Source organism: Anoxybacillus andreesenii (genome assembly GCF_030813005.1).
GTDB lineage: Bacteria > Bacillota > Bacilli > Bacillales > Cytobacillaceae > Robertmurraya > Robertmurraya andreesenii.
This window is the reverse complement of record NZ_JAUSTU010000005.1, coordinates 160,868-184,191: the sequence shown is the minus strand read 5'-3', so window position 1 is coordinate 184,191 and position 23,324 is coordinate 160,868. Positions and strand designations below refer to the sequence as shown.

Sequence of the window (23,324 nt, the reverse complement as noted above, 5' to 3'; positions counted from 1 at the left end):
CATGGAAAACAAACTAGATATATTAGCATTTGGAGCTCATGCCGATGATGTTGAAATTGGCATGGGGGGAACCATTGCTAAATATGCAGCACAGGGCAAGAAAATCGGGATATGTGATTTAACAGCGGCGGAATTATCCTCCAACGGTACGGTTGGAATCAGGGGAAAGGAAGCAAATGAAGCGGGAAGAATTCTGGGTATTTCCGTTAGAGAAAATTTGCATTTACGGGATCGAGGGTTGTTTCTTACAGAAGACTCTATTCGACAGGTAGCGTCCATCATTAGAAAATATCGTCCTCAAATTATTTTTGCGCCCTATTCAATCGATCGCCATCCTGACCATGGCAACTGCAGCAAAATAGTCGAAGAGGCGTTTTTCTCTGCGGGTATACGCAAGTACATAACCATGGATGAATATTCACCCCATCGTCCGAGTCAAATCTATTTTTATATGATTAATGGCTTTCACAAACCCGATTTTGTCATAGACATAACTGATTATATGGACAAAAAAATCGCAAGCTTAAATGCTTATCAAAGCCAGTTTCAAAAGACAGCTGAGAGCTTTGACACCCCGCTCGTTAATGGGTATATCGAGACGGTTGAAGCAAGGGAAAAGCTATTTGGCAAAGAGGTTGGTGTCAAATACGCGGAAGGCTTCAAAGTAAAGGCTCCCCTTGTCCTTAATCGAGATTTATTAGGAGAGACAGAATGAGAAAGAAATTAAAAATAGGGATTACCTGCTACCCGACTGTGGGTGGCTCCGGAGTCGTTGCCACAGAACTCGGAAAAATGCTTGCGGAGATGGGGCATGAGATTCATTTTATCTCCTCAAGTCTTCCATTTCGGCTGAATAGAATGTATCACAATATTTACTATCACCAGGTCGAGGTCAATCAGTATTCTGTGTTCCAGTATCCTCCCTATGATATTGCTCTAGCTAGTAAAATGGCCGAGGTTATTCAGCGTGAGAATTTAGATCTTTTACATGTCCATTATGCGATTCCCCATGCGGTATGTGCGATTCTTGCCAAGCAAATGAGTGGGAGAGATATCAAAATTGTGACAACGCTCCATGGCACAGACATTACCGTGTTAGGCTATGATTTAACATTAATTGATGCCATTCGTTTTGGAATCGAAAAATCTGACGTCGTTACGGCTGTTTCCAACTCTTTAATTGAACAAACCCATGAGCTCATTCACCCGGAAAAAGACATTATCCCTGTCTACAATTTTATCGATGAACGGGTATATCGAAGAATGGAAGCTTCTAGTTTAAGAGAGGAATTTGGCATTAAGCCGGAAGAAAAAGTGATCATTCATGTCAGCAATTTTCGTCATGTAAAGCGTGTGCCTGATGTGATTAAGGCATTTGCGAGGATTCAAGAAAGGATCGATTCAAAGCTTTTGCTTATTGGGGATGGCCCGGAGATGACGGTCGCCTTACAGCTTGTGGATAAGCTAAAATTGAAAGGAAAAGTACTTTTCTTAGGAAAGCAGGACAATCTTGAGGAATTATATTCGATCAGTGACCTGATGCTCCTTCTCTCTGAAAAGGAAAGCTTCGGTCTTGTCGCCTTAGAGGCGATGGCATGTGGAGTGCCTTGTATCGGAACCAATGTGGGCGGAATTCCAGAGGTCATTCTAGATGGGGAGACAGGATTCATTTGTGAATTGGGCGATATAACGGAAATCTCAGAAAAAGCACTCGTCATCCTTACTAACCACGATTTGCAAAGGCGAATGGCCGATAGCTGTATTAGCATGGTGAACGAGCGATTTAGAGCAGAACATATTGTCAAACAATATGAGCGCTTATATTTTGATATTTTTTCTAAAGGGTGAAAAAAATGAAGCCTCCCTTTCTTAAGGCATACCCATTGTTAGAGCAAATTGAAGATTCCGGATTTGAAGCCTATTTTGTCGGTGGCTCGGTACGCGACTTCCTTCTGAACCGAGAGATTTCTGATGTCGATATCGCCACCTCGGCGACCCCGTCTGAAATAAAGGGAATTTTCCCCAAAACCGTTGACGTAGGGATTGCCCATGGCACGGTCATGGTGCTTTATCAAGGGGAAACCTATGAGGTGACAACGTTCAGAAGTGAGTCTGAATATCAAGATTTCAGACGACCGAATGAAGTGACGTTTATTCGGTCCTTAGAGGAAGATTTAAGACGCCGTGACTTCACGATGAATGCCATTGCTATGAACAAAAAGGGGGAAATCATCGATCCCTTTGACGGGCAGGCTGCAATCAAGAACAAAGTGATTCAAACAGTCGGACTTGCAGATGAAAGATTTCATGAGGATGCCCTAAGAATGATGAGAGCTCTTCGTTTTGCCAGCCAGCTTGCCTTTACCATTGAGCCCAAAACCCTTTTAGCATTGAAGGAAAATGGGAAACTCCTTGAGAAGATTTCGGTTGAACGGATAACAATTGAGTTTGAAAAGCTGCTTTTGGGAGTTGACAGTAGGCGGGCTATGAAGCTTCTTTTGGAAACAGGTCTGTTTCAATATTTGCCTGGATTTGAGAAGAAAGAAGAGGGATTAACTACTTTTCTTTCCTATAACATGGGCTCCTCTTTTTCAATTGAGGAGCATTGGGTCTTGCTGTTACATCTCTTTGGCGTTCTACCTCAGGAAACAGAGGCTTTCTTAAGAAAATGGAAGCTCCCACTGCAGAAAATAAGACGAGTGAAAAATGGAGTATATTGGTTTCATCAAAGGCTTGCTAGAGATTTATCCATTTATGATTTATATACTGCCCAAAGAGAACTAGCGATGAGTACGGAAAAGCTCTATCACGTATTAATGAAACAGGATGATAATCGTAGTATTGAATCCCTTGAAGAAAAATTTCGCTCCATGCCCATCAAGAATAGAAGCGAGCTCGCGGTTACAGGCAGAGATCTAATGGACTGGTATGAAAAAAATGGTGGCCCATGGATTGAAGAAAGGTTGCTTTCGATAGAAAAAGCAGTGTTAAAGGGAGAAGTCTTTAATCGCAAAGACGAGATAAAGGAGTGGCTGTTCATATGCAATCGGCCTTGAGGAAAAAATTGCTTGATGCCTTCACAGAACATGAGGGAGAGTATTTGTCAGGACAATATATAGCAGATTTGATCGGCTGTTCACGGACGGCCGTTTGGAAGCATATCGAGGATTTAAGGCAGGAGGGCTTTGAATTAGAAGCGATTCGAAGGAAGGGATATCGCATTCTGAAGACACCTGATCAAGTGACGGCGAACGAAATCCGGCTTGGTTTGAAGACAAAGATGATTGGTCAGAGAATACACTATCAAGAGTCCGTTGATTCAACCCAGAAGATCGCCCATCGCCTTGGTTTTGAGAATGTTCCAGAAGGCACGGTTGTCATTGCTGATGAACAGACTGGGGGAAGGGGCAGGCTTGAGCGTGCTTGGCATTCACCTAAGAGCACAGGGGTCTGGATGAGCATTATCCTTAGGCCGAATATTCCGATTCCAAAGACACCACAGCTTACTTTATTGGCTGCTGTTGCTGTTACTCAAGCAATAGAAGATTGCACAGGGCTTGAAGCTCATATCAAATGGCCCAATGATATCCTTTTGAATGGAAAAAAAGTAACAGGAATTCTAACCGAGCTCCAGGCGGAACCGGATCGGGTACATTTTGTGATTATGGGGATTGGAATGAATGTCAATCAGACGAAAATGGACTTTCCTGCTGAACTTCAGTCGATTGCCACTTCTTTAAGTATAGAAAAGGGCTCTTTCGTCAATCGCGCTGAGGTCATACGAGCTGTTTTTCATCGACTTGAAAACCTCTACCAGCTTTATCTTGAAAAGGGTTTCCTACCGATCAAGCTGTTATGGGAAAGCTATGCTGTAAGCATCGGGAAGGTCGTGACAGCAAGGACTTTTTCGGGAGTGATAAAAGGAAGGGCCATGGGCATTACCGATGATGGTGTCCTAAAGATCGAAGATGAAGATGGCAACGTCCACGACATCTATTCAGCGGATATTGAAATCTAAGGAGTAAATTTATATAGCTATTTTCATAGGATTTGATATAATTTTTTTACGGGCAGTATCAATGCTGAACTGCACCATATGATTACAGCTTTTTCAATCAAAATAAGTGTCTGCCTAGATTCATTTACATGGACCGGGACAGAGGGATGAAACAATAACTTGAGATTTAAGAGATCCTTCTGAATTTTTGGATCTCTTTTTATTTTGTTTGTCTCCTCTTCCACCTAAAAAGGAGGAAAAATGATGAAAAGCACAACCGATTTTCAGAAGATGAAAAAGGAAAATGAAAAGATCGTCATGTTAACTGCTTATGATTATCCATCAGCAAAGCTAGCTGAGCAGACTGGAGTAGATGTCATTCTGGTTGGGGATTCACTTGGAATGGTCGTATTGGGCTATGACTCCACCATTCCTGTGACGTTGGATGATATGCTTCATCATGGGAAAGCAGTGAGAAGAGGAGCAAAGGATACTTGTATTGTCATCGACATGCCCTTTATGACCTATCACTTATCTGTTCGCGATACATTACTGAATGCTGCGAAGCTATTACAGGAGACCGGTGCGAACGCGGTGAAGGTAGAAGGCGCTGACGAGGTGCTTGACCATATTCGTGCGCTTACAAAAGCAGGAGTCCCAGTTTGTGCCCATCTTGGCCTAACACCGCAATCCGTTGGGGTTCTAGGTGGCTATAAGGTGCAGGGGAAGGACCGTCATGCGGCTCTAAAGCTTTTGGAGGATGCGAAGAAATGTGAGGAAGCGGGAGCATTTATGATTGTTCTCGAATGTGTTCCAAAGCAGATAGCAAGAGAAATTTCTCAGGCCCTTAAGATCCCAACGATCGGCATTGGTGCCGGTGTTGATTGTGATGGCCAGGTATTGGTCTATCATGATGTGCTCATGTATGGAGTAGACAGGCTGGCAAAATTTGTGAAGCCGTTTGCGAATATGAATGTCGAAGTTCAAAAGGGGCTTGAAGGCTATGTTCAGGAAGTCAAACAAGCTACATTCCCGACAGATGCTTATAGCTTCACGATGAAGGAAGAAGAACTGCAAGGACTATACGGGGGCAAACAATGAAGACCATTACAACCATCAAAGAAATGCAAGCAATAACAGCAGCTTTAAAGAAAAAAAATACACTCGGCTATGTTCCAACGATGGGTTATTTACATGAGGGGCATATTCAGCTGATTAGAGAGGCTAGAAAAGCAAACGATATCGTGGTCGTTAGTATTTTCGTCAATCCTCTTCAATTTGGTCCCAATGAGGATTTTGATTCCTATCCGCGAGATTTTGAAAGGGACGGGCGTATTTGTATCGAGGAAGGCGTAGATTATATCTTTTATCCTTCTGTGGAGGAAATGTATCCAAGCCCTTTGTCAGTGAAGGTGCTCGTGCAGGAAAGGACGAATGTTCTGTGCGGTGAATCTCGACCAGGACATTTTGATGGGGTAGCGACCGTGCTAACAAAGCTCTTCCATATCATCGCACCTGAACGGGTCTATATGGGAATGAAGGATGCACAGCAGGTTGCTGTCGTATCGGGGCTTATTTCGGACTTTCATTTTCCAATTGAATTAATTCCAGTTGCTACCGTCAGAGAGGAAGATGGTCTCGCTAAGAGCTCCAGAAATGTTCATTTAAGCCCTGAGGAGAGAGAACAGGCACCAATCCTTTATCAGAGCTTACTTCAAGCGAAGGAGCTTACAGAAGCGGGAGAAACAAATCCGAACGCTATTATTTCAAGGATGAGGAACCTTATTGAGACGAAGACCTCAGGGACGATAGATTATATTGAAATTTACTCCTTCCCTGAATTGCGGCCAATTGAGAAGCTAGAAGGGAAAATAATCGTGGCATTGGCTGTGAAGTTTTCGAAGGCTCGTCTCATCGATAACCTAGTACTCACAGTCGAATAAATGAGGAAGAGATTTAGCAAAAAGGGGGCTTCATCATGTTCCGTACAATGATGAATGGAAAAATACACCGTGCACGAGTCACAGAGGCTAATCTGAATTATGTCGGAAGCATTACCATTGATGAGGATATACTCGATGAAGTCGGAATGGTTCCGAATGAAAAGGTGCAAATCGTAAATAATAACAATGGTGCAAGATTTGAAACGTATATCATCCCTGGCGAAAGAGGAAGTCGTGTGATTTGCATTAATGGCGCAGCTGCGAGATTGGTTCAAGAGGGAGACGTTGTCATCATTATTTCTTATGCAATCGTTGCAGAGGAGAAAATTCCAACTCATCAGCCTAAAGTGGCGATCATGAATGAGGATAATGAGATTGTTGAGCTGCTCCACGCAGAACCAGAAAAAACGATACGATAATTTTTTTTGGAGGACCCCTTATGAAAGGGGTCTTTTAACTTCAATCCTGTTTGTGTTAAAGTAATAGCATTAGAAATTATTAAGAACTCCTTCATTTTTATGTTTAGATGAGGGATCTGAGGTGTTTTAAGTGAGCAACAAATATGTAGTGGTGGATTTAGAAACAACCGGAAATTCACCAAAAAAGGGAGATAGAATTATTCAAATTGCTGCTGTGGTTGTTGAAAATGATGTGATCATGGAGCAATTTTCTACATTAATAAATCCAGAGAGGGAAATCCCTCTTTTCATTGAAGAACTTACAGGTCTTTCGGATGAGATGGTAAGTCAAGCCCCAACCTTTGCGGAAATTGCTCCTCGGGTGCTCGCTCTTCTTGACGAGGCTTATTTCGTTGCTCATAATGTGTTGTTCGATCTTTCATTCCTTCAGGAAGAATTAGTGGAAGCAGGCTATGAAGGGTTCCTCGGGCCCGTGTTAGATACGGTAGAAATGGCAAGATTTTTATTTCCTTCAGCAGATGGATATAAGCTAAATGATCTTGCTGTCCAGGAAGGATTAGACCATGATCGTCCCCATCAGGCCGACAGTGATGCCTATGTGACAGCTGAGCTATTTATTATTTTGCTGAAAAAGCTACAGAGCTTGCCGAGGCTTACTCTTACTCAATTGCTCAAGCATTCCCATGGGTTAAAAAGTGATATTTCTCTTCTCTTAGAGGATTTAGTGGTTGAGAAGGAACAAACCATTGATGAGGCCCCTTATACACTTGAATTACATAGGGGGATACTATTAACGCCTTTGACCGAACCGGACGAGAATATTCAGCGACCTTCACTCGATTATCCAGAAGATGAAGCTGATAAAGAACAGCTATTTCAGAAGGCATTTGAGCAGTTTGAAAAGAGACCGGGACAATTTCAAATGATGGATGCCGTATTTCGGGCTTTCTCTGCCCATAGACATGCTCTTATTGAAGCGGGGACGGGTGTTGGTAAGTCGATGGCTTATTTGCTCCCAGCTGCCATACTAACGAGCCAATTAAAGGAAACGATCGTGATAAGTACATACACAACGCAGCTTCAAGAGCAGCTGATGAAAAAGGATCTTCCTTTATTGCAAAAAATGCTACCCTATCCAATAAAAGCTGTTCTTTTAAAAGGGAGAACACATTATATTGATATAGCAAAATTTGTCCATTCCCTAAAAGAAGAAGACGATAATTATGATATCAGCCTGTCGAAAATGCAAATTCTCATATGGCTGATGGAAACAGAAACCGGTGATAGGGACGAGCTCAATTTATCCAGTGGTGGATCATTATTTTGGGAAAAAATTAGCCATGATCATAATTTTGACCAGCATAAGTCTTGGTCCCCATATGACTTCTATTACCGGGCAAGAAATGCAGCTCAATCAGCTGATTTCGTCATTACCAACCATTCTTTTCTCCTTGTTGATCTCATTTCGGAAAATGCTATTCTCCCCGAATTTGGATATTGTATTTTAGATGAGGGTCATCATTTTGAAAAAGCAGCAAGTAAGTATTTCGGTCATTCATTGGACTATTTGCAGGTTAGAATGCTACTCAGCCAGTTTGGTCAATATGAAGAAAAGGCATTCCAATATCAATTAGATAAGCTATTAAGCGAAAAAATACCGGAGCTACGCCCGGATAGCCTCCATTCCTTCGAGGTCAACCAGCTGTTTAATCAGTTGGTATATGAGGTGGATGAATTTTTTAAGACCGTTGCTATCCTTGCAACAAAAAAGGTTCGCAAGCCTACAGGGAGCAATCGGGTCACCTATCGATTAAGCGACGGGGAGTCATCTAAGGAATGGATGGCGGTCAAAGCCTGTGGAGAACGAATGCTTTTTGTTCTAAAGGATTTGATGGATTATATAGAGAAGAGTGTGACAGCATTACAAAATGCGATGTTAACAGCTAACGAAAAGGTGGTCATCTCGGGACTATTGGCATTTCATAAGAAGCTTCAGCATTTATGTGAAATGCTCAGGAAAATCATTCTGGTTCAGGAAGAGGAATTTGTCACCTGGATTGAAATGGATGTAAGAGCTACCCAAAATGCCACGACCATCTACACCCAACCTATTTCCATATCCAGCTCGTTAAAGGAGCATTTTTTTGATAAAAAGAAAAGTGTTGTTCTAACATCGGCAACCCTTTCAGTCAAGAATTCCTTTGATTACATTAGGAGGGAATTAGGTCTTGATGCGTTCGATTGTGAAACTGAGAGGATTGACTCTCCATTTGATTATGAGAACCAGGTACAGTTAATCGTTCAGACAGATTTACCAGAGGTGAATGCTGTTCCAGTCGATGAATATGTAGCGGCCATTTCGGAGCATATCATTTCCATCGCAGAAGCAACAAAGGGCCGAATGCTAATTCTTTTTACTTCCTATGATATGCTGAAAAGAACCTATACCCTTTTAAAAGAAAGTGGACTGCTAGATGATTATGTTCTTATTGGACAAGGGATTACGGGAGGAAGTCGGACAAGGCTTACCCGAAGCTTTCAACGATTTGAAAAAGCCATTCTTTTGGGAACCAACAGCTTCTGGGAGGGAATTGATATCCCAGGTGAGGATTTATCCTGTCTCATTATGGTCAGACTGCCCTTCTCCGCGCCAAATGAGCCGATTACTGATGCGAAATCACAGTTAATCAAGAGAAATGGCGGAAATGCTTTTTCTGATTATTCGTTGCCGGAAGCGGTTATTCGCTTTAAGCAAGGGTTTGGGCGCTTGATCCGTTCAAGTGAGGATCGAGGTTTGGTGGTCGTGTTTGACAAGAGATTATACACAACCACATACGGGAAAGCTTTTTTACAGTCGATCCCAAAAGTGCCTTTGAAAAAACTTGACATCAATGAAACCCTCGACCTGATTCATGAGTGGATGTAAGCTGTTTATAAAAGAAGCCGCGCATGGAGCGCGGCCAAAGAGTGTGTGGACTAAAAGTTATTTTATTTTGGGAAATTATTAATGATTTTTCGAATCAAACTGATATAATGTTTCTAGAATCAAGGCTTTTGTATCAATTACTTAAGTTTATTTTGACCTAAAGTGAACCATCTATGATTAACAAATATTGTAGTCATGAGGAGGAAGAAATTTGGAGGGCACGATCAAGCGATGAAGAAGTGGATTTGGATTGTTTCTATTGTCATTGTAGTAGTGATTGGCATTGTGATTAATATATACATAAATGCGCTTGAGCCCTTAAGAACGGATAAGTCCAAGGCAGAGGCCATCGCCTTAAAGGAAACAGAAATTACAACCATTAATGATTTTTCTATCTACAATGGCTCCAGCAGCTATTATATTGTTGAGGGAACCGATGATTCTGGAGAGAAATTAATTGCTTGGATCCCCGAGAAAGAGGATAATCGCAAAATCATTGTCAAAAGAAAGAAGGATGGCATAAGTAAAAAAGAGGCCATTCAGAGGCTGTATGACAAGAAAAAACCTGAAGAAGTCATGACTGTAAAGCTAGGCATGGAAAAGAACATTCCACTTTGGGAAATCTATTACCGCTCCAATGATGACTTAATCAATTATTATTATGTTGATTTTGAAACCGGAGAATGGTTAAAAGATATACAAAATTTATGATTTTTTTCTTGGGAGGAAAAAATAATGGAAATTCAACTAGCAGGGAGAGTTAAAGCATTAACCCCATCTGCGACATTGGCCATTACGGCAAAAGCGAAGCAGCTTAAAGCAGAAGGTCATGACATCATTGGCTTGGGGGCAGGGGAACCTGATTTTAATACCCCGCAGCATATTATTGATGCGGCGACCGCTTCAATGAATGAAGGACATACAAAGTATACTCCTTCTGCTGGTCTCGCAAGACTTATTAATGCCATCATCAACAAATTTAAGGTCGATCAAGGGCTTGATTATAAACCAAATGAAATTATTGTCACAAGCGGGGCCAAGCATGCCTTGTATACCCTTTTTCAGGTACTCCTTGATGAGGGAGATGAGGTCATCATTCCTGTCCCTTATTGGGTAAGCTATCCAGAGCAAGTGAAACTAGCTGGTGGAAAACCGATTTTTGTCGAAGGCTTGGAATCAAATGATTTCAAAATTACACCTGAGCAGCTTGCAGGTGCCATTACCGAAAAAACGAAAGCGGTAATCATAAATTCTCCAAGCAATCCTACCGGGATGGTTTATACTGCGGATGAGCTACAAGCACTTGGGAAGGTTTGCCTTGAAAAGAATGTACTCATTGTCTCCGATGAGATTTATGAGAAGCTCATCTATGGTGACAATAAGCATGTTTCCATCGCCGAGCTTTCCCCTGAGCTTAAGGAGCAGACGATTATTATTAATGGGGTTTCTAAATCCCATTCCATGACAGGGTGGAGAATCGGTTTTGCTGCAGGGAACGGAACCATTATAAAAGCGATGGTCAATCTTGCAAGCCATAGTACGTCCAACCCAACGACAACAGCTCAATATGGCGCCATTGCTGCGTATGAAGGTTCTCAGGCTGCGGTTGAGGAAATGAAAGAAGCATTTGAACATCGTCTCAATGTGATTTATGATAAGCTTGTAGCGATTCCGGGAATTTCTTGCATCAAGCCACAGGGAGCCTTCTACCTATATCCGAATGTAAAAGAAGCGGCAACACTCTCAGGTTTTTCAACCGTTGATGAGTTCGCCACTGCTCTATTAGAGGAAGCAATGGTCGCCGTTGTGCCAGGCTCTGGGTTTGGCTCCCCTGATAATATTCGCTTATCCTATGCAACATCCCTAGATGTTTTAGAAGCAGCCGTAGCAAGAATTGGGCAATTCGTCGAAAGCAAATTAAATTAATATAGCTATTATGTTTTTAAGTTTTTGGAGGTATTAGGACATTGATCAAAACAACTATTTCACAAGTTCACAAATATGTCGATCAAGAAGTTAAAATTGGAGCATGGATTGCGAATAAACGGTCAAGCGGAAAGATCGCTTTCCTACAATTACGGGATGGAACTGGGTTTATTCAGGGCGTTCTCGTAAAGGAAGAGGTTCCAGAGGAGCTATTTCAAGCGGCTAAATCCGTGACGCAAGAATCATCTGTTTATGTGACCGGTATTGTTCAGAAAGACGAACGCTCACCGCTTGGCTATGAGCTGCTTGTAAGAGGTTTGGAGATTCTTCATCATTCTGTCGATTATCCAATCACTCCAAAGGAGCATGGTACAGAATTCTTAATGGACCATCGTCATCTTTGGTTGCGTTCCCGCCGTCAGCATGCTGTCATGAAAATTCGGAATGAGCTCATCCGTGCAACCTATGAATTCTTTAATGAACAGGGCTTTGTCAAAGTCGATCCACCGATCCTAACAGGTAGTGCCCCTGAGGGTACGACAGAGCTTTTTGCTACGAAATATTTTGATGAGGATGCTTATCTCTCTCAAAGTGGACAGCTTTACATGGAAGCAGCTGCGATGGCTCTAGGGAAGGTGTTCTCCTTCGGACCAACTTTCCGTGCAGAAAAATCAAAAACTCGCCGTCATCTTATTGAGTTCTGGATGATTGAGCCTGAGATGGCTTTTGTTGAATTTGAAGAGAGCTTAGAGGTACAGGAGCAATATGTTTCTTACATCGTTCAAAGCGTTCTTAAGAATTGTCAAATTGAGCTTAAAACCCTTGGCAGAGATACAAGCAAGCTAGAAAATATTAAAGCCCCATTCCCACGTATTAGCTATGATGATGCGATCAAGCTTCTTCACGAGAAGGGCTTTGACGATATTCAATGGGGAGATGATTTCGGTGCTCCACATGAGACTGCGATTGCTGAAAGCTTCGACAAGCCAGTCTTTATTACAAAATATCCGATTGGGATAAAGCCTTTCTATATGCAGCCAGATGCTGAGCGTGACGATGTTGTCCTTTGTGCAGACTTGATTGCGCCTGAGGGCTATGGTGAAATTATCGGAGGATCTGAGCGGATTCACGATTATGATTTAATGAAGCAAAGAATTGAAGAGCATCATCTTCCATTAGAAAACTATCAGTGGTATTTAGATTTATGTAAATATGGAGCCGTTCCACATTCTGGCTTTGGACTGGGGCTTGAAAGAACGGTCGCTTGGGTGAGCGGAGTAGAGCATGTTCGTGAAACCATTCCATTCCCAAGACTTTTAAACCGTTTATATCCTTAATGTATAGGTGAAAAGTTCGCTGTAACAGCGGACTTTTTTACTTTCTCCTTGGAAAATAGAAGGATAATTTTTCTCCATACCTAGCAAGTCCAACTTCATGATATACTTAGGTGAGAGGTGTCTCAATATGAAAGAAAATATTTTAAAGTGGGTGCAAGAGGGGCAAATCTCATTCCCATCTGTGCTGTTGACCCATTATAAACAAATGAACATCAATGAAGAGGAACTAGTTTTACTGTTGCACGTCATGGCTTTTATAGAAAAAGGGAATGCCTTTCCAACACCAACTGAAATATCTGCAAGAATGACCGTTTCCAGTACGAAATGCTCTGATCTCCTACGTAGGTTGATTCAAAAAGGATTAATCACGATTGAGGAGGAGTATTCCGAATCAGGAATTCGATATGAAAAATATAGCATTGAACCCCTTTGGAGCAAATTAATCAACCAATTCTTAATGAGTGAAAACAAGCAGCAAACACAAAATCAAGAGAAAATGGAGATGGATCTATATACCATTTTTGAGCAGGAGTTTGGAAGGCCACTTTCGCCTTTTGAATGTGAAACACTTACTCTCTGGCTGGACGATGACCGTCATGAACCGATTATTATTAAAGCCGCTTTAAGAGAAGCGGTGATCTCAGGGAAATTAAATTTCCGTTATATTGATCGAATTTTATTTGAATGGAAGAAAAATGGAATTAAAACCATTGAGCAAGCAAAAAGCTACGGGAATAAATTCCGTCAGTATCAAAATCATCAGCAAAAGGGACAAGCTGGTGAGCAAACGACAAGATCAGAGGCTGTCCCGTTTTATAATTGGCTAGAACAGTAATTGGTTAGCCTTATGCGTATGGAATGAACGTGTTTTGCTCGGTACGAGCAACGAAGTGAATCCATACGCATAAGGCGGATTGATGCACAATAAATAGTAAAGTAAGATAAGCGAGTGAAGAATATGTTAAACAATACGCAAATTCGATATTGCCTAGATACAATCGGGGAAATGTATCCAGATGCTCATTGTGAGCTCATTCATTCGAACCCCTTTGAGCTCGTCATTGCGGTGGCACTGTCCGCCCAATGTACGGATATATTGGTCAACAAAGTAACGAAAAACCTGTTTCAAAAATATAAGACTCCTGAGGATTATTTAGCGGTTCCTCTCGAGGAATTACAAAATGATATCCGCTCGATCGGGTTATACCGAAATAAGGCCAAGAATATTCAGAAGCTATGCAGGATGCTGTTGGATGACTACGATGGGAAGGTGCCGAATGATCGGGATGAACTTACGAAGCTTCCAGGGGTTGGCAGAAAGACAGCCAATGTTGTTGTTTCGGTTGCTTACGGTGTTCCGGCGATAGCGGTAGATACCCATGTGGAAAGGGTAAGTAAGAGATTAGCCATTTGTCGCTGGAAGGATTCGGTCTTAGAGGTGGAAAAAACCCTTATGAGAAAGATCCCGAAGGAGGAATGGTCAGAAACCCATCACCGCCTTATTTTCTTTGGACGCTATCATTGCAAGGCTCAAAATCCACAATGTGATATCTGTCCCCTGTTGGAGCTTTGCCGCGAAGGGAAGAAAAGGATGAGAAAAAAATGAAGCAAGCCTGCATTGAGGTCCCTGCTGAGCTTAAGCGTCCCTTCTTTTTTCCCGATGGTAGCATTCTTTTAGCCATTGACCACGAGGCCACACTTAATCTCGAAATCCCTTTTATGTATGAAGCGGCTTATTTTTCGGGTATTGAAGCTCATAAGCCATGGCTGCACTCTTCAGAGAGCATTTCCGCCCTTTTGACGGAATGGGAGAAGGTAAAGGAGGCTATTCGCATTCCTTTGCAAAAGCGGGATAAAAGATCTGTTATTCCGCCTATGAGAAAAGGAATTGGTCTTTTTCTACAATTTTTACATTGGGCCAATGGACAACCTACCAAATTATGCCCAGAAATTGCATATCATCTGTTAGAGATAAAGCCTGTTAATGTACAGGAAAGATTGGATTTTGTAATGGAACGTCCTGGATTGCATCATTCCTATATGCAGCTCAGAGAGCTGATGATCGAGCTTGAAAAAGGATATGAAAAGTCTATCGCATTAAAGAAACGAAAGTAAAAGCGTCTAAGCTATGTAAGCCTAGACGCTTTTGTTTTAGATTTTGAACTTAGCAACATGTTCTAGCTTAAGGAGCGGGAAGGGCGCTCAACATTTGTTCATCGCCCAGGGTTAAGGTCTGTTTCCGTTATTTCCACCTTGGTTTCCTCCACCTGTATTGCCACCCTGGCCCGGCTGCCCATTACCGTTGCTATTGCCGTTTCCGTTTCCACCCTGGTTGCCATTATTATTACCAGGGATGTTATCTTCGTCTTGATCTTGTTCATTATCTTGATCTGGTACTCCTTCATTCTGGCCATCATCCTCATCTTCAATGACATCGGATGGTGCCGTTACACGCAGGGTCGTTGTAGCTGGGTCACTACGCAGATCATCCCTTACTGCGATAACCTTGAAGGAATAGGTTCCTCCATTTTCAGCTTTTAATCGAATGGTCTTATCAGGAATAACGGTTAGTAACTCCTCAGCACCATTATCCTTAGAAGCATACACCTCGAATTCAATTCCTTCGCTGTTTTCATTGTCGTAATCCCACGTCAATACAATTTCATTTTTATCGGCTTCAAAGTTTGCGTGGAGCCCGATAGGAGCAGGTAGCTTATGATATTTCTCAGAAACCTCTGTAGGCGCGTGTCCTTTTACAGCATATTCTGTAACAATTAAATTCTCTGGTGTAAATTCGCTCGCAAGCTTAGTGGTGCCTTTTTCGATTTTTACCTTTTCAACCGAATTAGGAACCTTAAAGTCGGATTTTTCCTTCCCTTCGGACACATTCTCCATAATATTTTTGAACAGTTTTTGGGCAATTTTTTGGTCGTCTCCAACTAGAAAGTTCTCATATTTCTTGTCGTAGCCGGTCCAGATGGCTGCCGTATAATTCGTCGTGTAACCAACAAACCAGGCATCTGGGACGGCACCACGTGGGATATTGAATTTCTTTTTATCCTCATCTGAATAGTTGGTCGTCCCTGTTTTTCCGGCTAAATGAAGTCCCGGAACATTAGCTTTCTTACCAGTTCCGCTCCGAACAACATCCTTCAGCATATCGGTAATCATAAAAGCCGTGTAATCCTGCATGACAACCTTTGTTTCAGGCTTCATGTCCAGCTTCGTGCCGTCACGTAGTACAATTTCGATGACTGAGTAAGGCTTTGTATAGTAGCCATTGTTGCCAAAGGCACTGTAAGCCCCAGCCATTTCTAATGAGGAAACTCCTTTATCCTTACCACCAAATCCTCCGATGGAATAAGATTCATGAATTTCCTTCAAAGGAATTCCAAGGTTGATCGCAAATTGCTTTGCTTTCTCTCCACCAACAGCTTGGAAGGCTTGGAGGGCAGGGATATTGCGCGATAATGCTAATGCGGTTCTTATCGACATCACACCCATATGCTTATTATCCCAGTTATTGATTTTGTCACCTGTTGAATACGTATAGGGCTTATCTTCTAATGTATAATAGGTTCCCCATTTTAAATGCTCGATGGCAGGCCCGTAATCGAGAATTGGTTTTATCGTTGAACCTGGCTGTCTTTTAGCATCTGTCGCATAGTTAAAGCCAAAATCTCCAGTTTGGTTACGGCCACCACCAAGGGCTCTAATTTGGCCTGTGGTTGTATCCAGAAGGGTGATACCTGCCTGCAGCTTTTCATCTGGATATTTGACGATTTCATCGCTGTTTAGAATCTTTTCCACATATTCTTGAGCGCTCGTATCCAAAGTGGTATAAATCTTCAACCCATCTGAAAAAGGATCAATATCAGGGTACTTTTCCTTGATTTCCTTTACAACATGACCAATAAATGCATCATAGGGGATATCCCCGTTCTGACGATGTTCCTCTGGAACTAATGTAGAGGTAACATCTACAGCCTTTGCTTTCTCCATTTCATCTTTAGTGATAAATCCATGCTGATGCATTAAGGAAAGAACAATATTACGTCGTTTCTCGGCCCTATCCGGATGTTTAAAAGGATTGTAATTGGCCGGACTTTGAGGCATTCCCGCAAGCAATGCCGTTTCTGGTAGCGTTAGTTCATCAAGCTCTTTGCCGAAGTAAACCTTAGCGCCTGTGGCGATCCCGTGACCACCGCTATCCAACCAAACCTTATTCACATACATTTCGAAGATTTGCTCTTTCGAATATTTACGTTCAAGCTGGAAGGCTAGCCATGCCTCCTGAGCTTTTCTTGATAGTGTTTTTTCCGGTGTTAAAAAGGAATTCTTTACAACCTGCTGGGTAATGGTACTGGCACCCTCGGCACCAAATCCGCGGGTTATATTCGCAATAACCGCTCCACCTAAGCGTTTGAAATCAATCCCATGGTGCTTGTAGAAGCGAACATCTTCTGTTGCAAGAATCGCTTCCTCTACATTTTTTGGTATATCCTCATAATTTACATAATCCCGTTTCTCAGAGCCGATTTCTGTGATAGGCTTCTTATCCAAATCGTACAACTGTGAGGAAATGGGGTCTTTTAGTAATTTTTCATCGAGCTTTGGAGCATCCTTGACCATAAATGCGAAAGCAGCAACTCCTACAAGCATACCCGCTACTCCTAAACCAACAAGGATTAATAAGATTCGCTTAAAAATATTCTTCGACTGTTTTTTTCCCTTTTGCTGGTTGGAAAGCTGCTTGCGGCGCTCCTCTCTTGTTTGGTATTTTTCTGCCATTGTGCTCATCCTTCCTTATACTACAAATGAATCCTGTTATTTTAGATTTAAGATTTTATCTATTACCTTAATATAGTCAATTCTCGGTTGAAATCCAAGAGAAATCATATGCCCATATTGTTCAATTTCGGAAATAGCGATTGATTTGCGTCCTCCTTTTTCCATCCTCCTCCAAAATTGAAGGAGATACTTGCCTTCCAGTAGATAGACATCCTCAAGGGTGGAGAAGCGGAGGATGACAAAAGCAATGCCATCGTGTTTTAACACAGCTTCCATATGCTTAATTTGATGCTTATGAAAGTTCTTCAATGGAAATGATGTTTTGAAACGGGTTTCCTTTGCTTCGAAATCGATGTATCTGCCTTTGTATACACCATTATAATCAGTGGTGGATGCTTGTTTGAAATATGCCTCTCGGATTACTGCAGCACTTCTTTTGGGATAATCCACTTGGACGATTTGGACAGGTGTTGGTTTTTTGTGAATGACAGCAATCCCACTCTGCAAATAATATTCGTTCGTCTCATTTAAGTCTTCCTCTAATGTCATTCCTCTATTGCTGTATTGGAAATTTTTCTCCTTCGGTTTTGATGGTAGTTTGTCACGGTTTGAAGGAATGAATTTCTTCCCGTTCGGATAATGGAATTCCATTTTATTCACCTCGCAGACTAAGGAGTTCTGAAAAGAGCCCTCACTATCATACCAAAAGACACCTTTCTTTGGTTGAATAAAAAGCACTAATTAAATGAATTCTAAAAACTAAGACGATAAAAAGAGGGTGGTCCTCATACTTGACGCCCAGTATTCAACACTAGCTGCAGTTGAAAAAAATCTCCTTCCTTATATTGAAATGCAGGAATTCAAGCATAATCTTGATAACATCTCAAGAACGGAGGCCTATCTCCAATTTTACCAGAGGTATCCTGAAATTAAATGGGCCTTCCTTGCTCACATGGTTTCTCGCAACGCTGGGTGGAATATGTGCGATCTTGAAGGAAAGTGGCTCACTCAGTTGCTTAATAAGGAAAAAAGAAACCTGCTGTATCACACCTATGAGCGCGCAAATTGGCTTATCTTTCATGATGCCTATCCACAGCTATTGCTCTATCATTATTCGACGAAAATGCATACACCAATGTTTCATCTCTTAAAGTTTTTCCATGTTTCTCAGTTTATGGTGGGTGAGTGGGAACGCTTCTGGAAAGATAGAGACGAGGAAAGATTGTTAGTTGCCCTCATCATCAATGAGCAGAATGTGATTCAAAAACCGGTCATTCTCGATCCCCTATATAAGAAAAAAGTATTCCATACCTTTCTATTTTCCGTTCATGAGCGGTTACATAATAGCTATGTATTATTTCCTACGGTTCATGGAGAGCTGTTTGGGGCAAGTGTCTATGGATTTAATCTTGTTGATAGGAGAATTGAGTTAGGTAAGAGGTTAGCATCGATTTTATTTGAAAAAGCTTTATATCCGCATTTTTATCAATTTGCTGTCAATACAATTCATACCGGCTCTCGTTACGACTATGAGCAATACCTCCAACCTATTCCTGCTAGAATAACACCTGAATTAAGACAGGCTTTTCCGGTCATTCGGCATTCGATTCATCAATATGAAGATTGGACTTCAATAAGAAGGATAAAGAAACAATGGTTTACCAGCAGGTTAAGGCATCAGCATCCCATAAGACTCACCGATTGGTATAAAAGAAAAAAAAGGAGCCTTCACCGTGGAATTCAGCTTAAGAACTTTTTCACGCGGCTCCTAAGGGATAAAAAAGAGAGTTTGGGCCGAGAATAACCCCAAACTCTTTTCTCTGCTATTAGGTTGATGGACGATCAGGTCCTTCAAGCTTCTTATCGCCATACCCAGCTTTTGTTTCCTCCAGCTTTTTTGGCTGCGAATTTCTTTCTTTGCCCTTTTTCTTCATAACAACACCTCCATCCTTAGTCTGCGCCCGCTTCTTATTTTCATTCGTGTCGAATCAAGCTCCATCGGATGAAAAATAATTCTATCTTTGCCGAATAAAAACTAGTTTTGTCACCTGTGGAGGATGTCCTCTACAAAGAGAGAATAATATGCATAGATATGAGGGTAGAATGCAATACATGAGATGACCGTTATATTTATGGGAGGGAAAAGGGCAATGGAAAATAATCAACTTCCAAAGGAAGAATTACTCGAGAAACTGACGGAGATCTATGATCAGCTTGAGGAGCTAGAGAAAACTCTCGATTCGAATCTATCTGAGCACAGAAAGAAGAGGATGAACGATCATGTTTCTAAGCTTAATTCCTGTGATGACCGACTATCTAAAATAGAAAACGCATTTGAGAGCCGAAGAAGTCAGTTCGATAGTATTCACAAATCAAAATACCATTCAAGACCCAATATGAAGCTTGAATTAGGATTCTAAACTGAATAGAATGATACTAGGGAAAGTAGCTTGCCTGAGCTACTTTATTTTTTGTTTGAAAGAGGGTGTCGTTATTGGAACAATCTGTGCTGTTATTGGATTTAACAAAGAAGCTTTTGAACTATACGGATGACTGCTCGAAGACCTTTGAGAAGTCTAAGGAAAGTCAGCAAAAAGGGGATTTTTATACTGAGGTGAAGCCTTTTGCTGATGATGTAAAAGCAGTGAATGAAAGGTGGAGGCCGCTAGCGCTCACATGGATAAGGGAAAATAAGCCAAAGCACTTGCATGAAAAGCAAATTGAATCAGCCTCAGAGCAAATGGAATTGCTGTCAGTACAAGCTTTTTTCCCAGACACCAGCAGGACCCGATTTATTAATTATTTGCAATCGGTTCGTTTTATCCTTACTTCATTAATTGAATGCTTGGAACAATAAAAAAAGCTCCTTCAAGGAGCTCCAAAATTGCAGGGTTATTGATTAACATGGGACTGTTCTTCATTCTCATCACTAGGCATTTTGGCACCTTGTGATTCTAGCTCACGAACAAGCTTCTTGTATTCACTAGAAGAAATTTCATTAAAGATATAGGCTTTTTTCGCAAAGTCTAATAACTCATTTACATCTTCTGTACGGTATTGCTTATGGTGTGAAAATCTTTCCTGAAGATCGTGAACATACATAAGAAAATCCTCCCCATCCCCTAATTTGTTCGCTATATAGCTTGTTTATAATCTTTTTCTACGTTTTATCGTAACACGAAAGTAAATCTCTAGTTAATTTTTTAAATATTAAAACTTCCGACAGTATCTCGCAATAACTGACAGGTTTTTAATATTCACATGTAGGCGATTGATTCATAAATTATATTAAGTGTGCTTAAACAAGGAGGGGATCTTCATTTGTTTGGACAATTAAGAAGAAGTGGTCAATCGTATTTTATCCCTCCCATGCCTATTGCGAATCCGTACCAAATGGGAGTCAATCAAGGAGGTAGCTTTCAGAGAAATCCCCATCATGTCAATCCCTATTTTCCTTCACCGATGTATATGGGATATCCGTTTGGCCAAGATATGAATGCGATGGCTAATCAAAATGGAGCCCATCCAGGCTATTGGGGGAATCCTCAATGGCAACAAGGGGTTAATGGCAATCAAAATTACACTGGCGATCAAAATTATCCTGCTGAATGGATCCTTCAAAATCCATTGCAGCCGAAGAAAAATCAGGGCGGGGGAATGAATCAAGCACTCGCAGCTAACCCCTATCCCTATATGCATCCATACCCAAAGCCGAGCCTCGTCAACCGCCCACCATCTGGGGTTAATTCCATCATGAACTCATTCAAAACACAGGACGGAAACCTCGACCTAAATAAAATGCTGGATACAGCCGGGCAAATGATGAATGCGGTAACCCAGGTTTCAGGGCTCGTCAAAGGATTAGGGGGAATATTCAAAGTCTAAATGTAAAAAAACGACCGGCACTGGTCGTTTTTTAATTCTCGTATATATCAATCTTTTTTCCTTTTTGCTTAGGAACACGAATTTTCAATAATCCATTTTGATAAGTGGCTTTTACTCTCTTTTCATCAATTGGCTGGCCTAAGTATATATTTCTAGTCATTTGTTGCATCGATTTACTCTTTTTATAATAATTTTCAGACTCATTTTCTTCGATAATTTCTTCCGTATTTTTCACAGAAATGGTGATGGATCTTTCCAGTACATCAATGCTGATCTGTTCACGCTTGATTCCTGGTAGCTCGGCAATAATGACTTGTTCATCATCTGTCTCCCGCAATTGAACTGGAAAGGAAGGCAGTGGCATTTGAAAGAATTCATCGATGCTTTGTAGGAAACCCTTGACAGGTCTCATGTGAAAGAACTCGTTCATCATCGTTCTAAATTCATTAAAAGGCTCCTGATTTTTCCCCTTGTTCTCGGGTAGCTTGCTAGACATATGATTCCCCCCAATAATATTAATCAATACAGTCTATTCACCTATTAATTTCGTGTTAAAGATTTATGGAATATTTGACAAAAAAGTAAACAATCCATTGTGATATTTTGAACAATTCTTGAACGATGATTTAGATGTGATCTAGATCACTCAGAAAAAAATGGGAGATAGGTATGCTGTTACAGTACTAGTTAATAGAGAGGGGATTTCATAATATGTTCTGCTACCAATGTGAGCAAACACCAGCAGGGGGATGTAAGGTTGTTGGTGTATGTGGAAAAGATGAAACAATTGCCAGCTTACAAGATACGATTATTTTTGGATTGAAGGGTATTGCCGCTTATCGCACCCATGCGAATCAATTAGGCGCTACGGATCCTTTTGTTGACGCAACTACACATGAAGCTCTTTATATGACACTTACAAACTCAAACTTTAATGTGCAAGAGCATATTGATATGGCGATGAAGGTGGGCAGTGCAGCTGTACGCATGATGGAGGTACTGGATGAAGCCCATACGAAACGTCTAGGTATTCCAGAGCCTATTCGCGTATCACAAAATAAGGTAGAGGGGAAAGCGATTATTGTAACAGGGCATAATCTCTTCGCTCTAGAGGAGCTATTAAAGCAAACAGAGGGCAAGGGCATCAATATTTATACTCACTCTGAGATGCTGCCAGCCCATGGATACCCTGCATTGAAGAAGTATTCTCATCTTAAAGGGAACCTAGGAAAAGCATGGTATGATCAAAGACGCTTATTTGAAAAATTCAACGGCGCTATCCTTGCGACTACAAACTGTGTAATGCCAATTAAAGGCTCTTATGCGGACAGAATGTTCTCCTACGAAGTAGCAGGACTTGAAAATGTCCAAAAGATTGTGAACGATGATTTCACACCACTTATTGAAAGAGCTCTTGAATTACCTGAGGCTTACATCGATTCTGAAGAAACATTACTTACAGGCTTCCACCATGAAACAGTACTAGGCCTAGCACCTGAAGTTATTGCAGCTGTTAAGGAAGGCAAAATCAAACGTTTCTTCGTCATTGCTGGCTGTGACGCACCTGGTAAGGGTGGGGAATACTACCGTGAGCTTGCGACTTCATTGCCTCCTGAAACCGTGATCCTTACAACTTCATGTGGTAAATTCCGCTTCAACGATGTCGATTACGGTACAGTCCCAGGAACTGATATTCCACGCTATATCGACCTTGGACAATGTAATAACTCAGGTTCGACTGTAAAAATTGCGAAAGCATTAGCAGAAGCGTTTGAATGTGAAATCAATGAATTGCCTGTAAGCATTGTTCTATCTTGGTTCGAGCAAAAAGCCGTTGCGATTCTTCTTGGCTTATTTAGCTTAGGCATTCAAGATATCCGCATTGGACCAAAACCACCTGAATTCATTTCAGAAGGGGTTATGAATGTCCTTCAGGAAACATTTAACTTGAAATTAATCGGCACTGCACAAGAAGACATGGCAGCAATGCTTGGCAACTAATTTTAGTGTATTAATTCTGCAAACAATTTTTGAAAAAAATGGAGATTGATTAGAGATATAAAACAAGCGGACCATTTTTGGTCCGCTTGTTGTGTAGTG

General features: G+C 41.4%; 23 protein-coding genes. 19 read left to right on the top strand and 4 right to left on the bottom strand.

Annotation, left to right across the window (positions count from 1 at the left end; all coding sequences use genetic code 11):
* Position 1 precedes the first annotated feature (1 nt).
* From bshB1 to J2S07_RS07290, 14 genes are all read left to right on the top strand, one after another.
* Complete coding sequence (gene bshB1 / locus J2S07_RS07355) at positions 2–715, top strand: bacillithiol biosynthesis deacetylase BshB1 (protein WP_307149769.1); 714 nt, start codon at positions 2–4, stop codon at positions 713–715.
* The gene (bshA, locus tag J2S07_RS07350; protein ID WP_307149767.1) at positions 712–1,848 is read left to right on the top strand and encodes an N-acetyl-alpha-D-glucosaminyl L-malate synthase BshA; all 1,137 of its coding nucleotides are present in this window, start codon (positions 712–714) and stop codon (positions 1,846–1,848) included. The genes bshB1 and bshA overlap by 4 nt, the downstream gene beginning before the upstream one ends.
* Positions 1,849–1,853: 5 nt before the next feature.
* Positions 1,854–3,056, top strand: coding sequence for a CCA tRNA nucleotidyltransferase (locus J2S07_RS07345; RefSeq protein ID WP_307149766.1), 1,203 nt, complete (start codon positions 1,854–1,856; stop codon positions 3,054–3,056).
* Positions 3,041–4,018, top strand: coding sequence for a biotin--[acetyl-CoA-carboxylase] ligase (locus tag J2S07_RS07340; protein ID WP_307149765.1), 978 nt, complete (start codon positions 3,041–3,043; stop codon positions 4,016–4,018). The genes J2S07_RS07345 and J2S07_RS07340 overlap by 16 nt, the downstream gene beginning before the upstream one ends.
* A gap of 243 nt (positions 4,019–4,261) precedes the next feature.
* On the top strand, positions 4,262–5,098 hold the full coding sequence (panB, locus tag J2S07_RS07335) for a 3-methyl-2-oxobutanoate hydroxymethyltransferase (protein WP_307149764.1): 837 nt from the start codon (positions 4,262–4,264) through the stop codon (positions 5,096–5,098).
* Positions 5,095–5,940, top strand: coding sequence for a pantoate--beta-alanine ligase (gene panC / locus J2S07_RS07330; RefSeq protein ID WP_307149763.1), 846 nt, complete (start codon positions 5,095–5,097; stop codon positions 5,938–5,940). Before panB ends, panC begins: the two co-directional genes overlap by 4 nt.
* A 35-nt stretch (positions 5,941–5,975) precedes the next feature.
* Positions 5,976–6,359, top strand: coding sequence for an aspartate 1-decarboxylase (panD, locus tag J2S07_RS07325; RefSeq protein ID WP_307149762.1), 384 nt, complete (start codon positions 5,976–5,978; stop codon positions 6,357–6,359).
* A 130-nt stretch (positions 6,360–6,489) separates the two neighbouring features.
* The gene (gene dinG, locus J2S07_RS07320; protein ID WP_307149761.1) at positions 6,490–9,285 is read left to right on the top strand and encodes an ATP-dependent DNA helicase DinG, 3'-5' exoribonuclease type; all 2,796 of its coding nucleotides are present in this window, start codon (positions 6,490–6,492) and stop codon (positions 9,283–9,285) included.
* 231 nt (positions 9,286–9,516) lie between these two features.
* On the top strand, positions 9,517–9,996 hold the full coding sequence (locus J2S07_RS07315) for a cell wall elongation regulator TseB-like domain-containing protein (RefSeq protein WP_307149760.1): 480 nt from the start codon (positions 9,517–9,519) through the stop codon (positions 9,994–9,996).
* Positions 9,997–10,020: 24 nt separating this feature from the next.
* Entirely contained in the window at positions 10,021–11,211 is a 1,191-nt protein-coding gene (locus J2S07_RS07310) for a pyridoxal phosphate-dependent aminotransferase (RefSeq protein WP_307149759.1), read from the top strand.
* A gap of 41 nt (positions 11,212–11,252) precedes the next feature.
* Positions 11,253–12,548 (top strand): asparagine--tRNA ligase, encoded by a 1,296-nt coding sequence (gene asnS / locus J2S07_RS07305; protein ID WP_307149758.1) that lies wholly within the window; start codon positions 11,253–11,255, stop codon positions 12,546–12,548.
* A gap of 127 nt (positions 12,549–12,675) precedes the next feature.
* Entirely contained in the window at positions 12,676–13,383 is a 708-nt protein-coding gene (locus tag J2S07_RS07300; protein WP_307149757.1) for a DnaD domain-containing protein, read from the top strand.
* Positions 13,384–13,506: 123 nt separating this feature from the next.
* The gene (gene nth / locus J2S07_RS07295; RefSeq protein ID WP_307149756.1) at positions 13,507–14,154 is read left to right on the top strand and encodes an endonuclease III; all 648 of its coding nucleotides are present in this window, start codon (positions 13,507–13,509) and stop codon (positions 14,152–14,154) included.
* A complete protein-coding gene (locus J2S07_RS07290) occupies positions 14,151–14,663 on the top strand; it encodes a YpoC family protein (protein WP_307149755.1) in 513 nt (170 codons plus the stop codon). Before nth ends, J2S07_RS07290 begins: the two co-directional genes overlap by 4 nt.
* A gap of 111 nt (positions 14,664–14,774) precedes the next feature.
* On the opposite strand, the gene J2S07_RS07285 is transcribed toward J2S07_RS07290, so the two are convergent.
* Both J2S07_RS07285 and recU read right to left on the bottom strand, forming a co-directional pair.
* Positions 14,775–17,339, bottom strand: a complete 2,565-nt coding sequence (locus J2S07_RS07285) for a penicillin-binding protein 1A (RefSeq protein ID WP_307149754.1) — start codon at positions 17,337–17,339, stop codon at positions 14,775–14,777.
* Between the two features lie 36 nt (positions 17,340–17,375).
* Positions 17,376–17,990: a Holliday junction resolvase RecU gene (gene recU / locus J2S07_RS07280; RefSeq protein WP_307149753.1), complete on the bottom strand. Its 615-nt coding sequence runs from the start codon at positions 17,988–17,990 to the stop codon at positions 17,376–17,378.
* Positions 17,991–18,117: 127 nt separating this feature from the next.
* Here recU and J2S07_RS07275 point away from each other — a divergent pair, with 127 nt between their 5' ends.
* From J2S07_RS07275 to J2S07_RS07265, 3 genes are all read left to right on the top strand, one after another.
* Entirely contained in the window at positions 18,118–19,143 is a 1,026-nt protein-coding gene (locus J2S07_RS07275; RefSeq protein WP_307149752.1) for a DUF2515 domain-containing protein, read from the top strand.
* A 346-nt stretch (positions 19,144–19,489) separates the two neighbouring features.
* Complete coding sequence (locus J2S07_RS07270; RefSeq protein WP_307149751.1) at positions 19,490–19,759, top strand: hypothetical protein; 270 nt, start codon at positions 19,490–19,492, stop codon at positions 19,757–19,759.
* A 74-nt stretch (positions 19,760–19,833) separates the two neighbouring features.
* On the top strand, positions 19,834–20,196 hold the full coding sequence (locus J2S07_RS07265; RefSeq protein ID WP_307149750.1) for a YppE family protein: 363 nt from the start codon (positions 19,834–19,836) through the stop codon (positions 20,194–20,196).
* Between the two features lie 35 nt (positions 20,197–20,231).
* Here the strand turns inward: J2S07_RS07265 and yppF are convergent, their stop codons facing one another.
* Positions 20,232–20,441 (bottom strand): YppF family protein, encoded by a 210-nt coding sequence (gene yppF, locus J2S07_RS07260; RefSeq protein WP_307149749.1) that lies wholly within the window; start codon positions 20,439–20,441, stop codon positions 20,232–20,234.
* A gap of 219 nt (positions 20,442–20,660) precedes the next feature.
* Between yppF and J2S07_RS07255 the strand changes: the two genes are divergently transcribed.
* Positions 20,661–21,224, top strand: coding sequence for a YppG family protein (locus J2S07_RS07255; RefSeq protein ID WP_307149748.1), 564 nt, complete (start codon positions 20,661–20,663; stop codon positions 21,222–21,224).
* 31 nt (positions 21,225–21,255) lie between these two features.
* On the opposite strand, the gene J2S07_RS07250 is transcribed toward J2S07_RS07255, so the two are convergent.
* Positions 21,256–21,720: an Hsp20/alpha crystallin family protein gene (locus tag J2S07_RS07250; RefSeq protein WP_307149747.1), complete on the bottom strand. Its 465-nt coding sequence runs from the start codon at positions 21,718–21,720 to the stop codon at positions 21,256–21,258.
* A 215-nt stretch (positions 21,721–21,935) separates the two neighbouring features.
* Here J2S07_RS07250 and hcp point away from each other — a divergent pair, with 215 nt between their 5' ends.
* A complete protein-coding gene (gene hcp / locus J2S07_RS07245) occupies positions 21,936–23,225 on the top strand; it encodes a hydroxylamine reductase (protein ID WP_307149746.1) in 1,290 nt (429 codons plus the stop codon).
* Positions 23,226–23,324 lie beyond the last annotated feature (99 nt).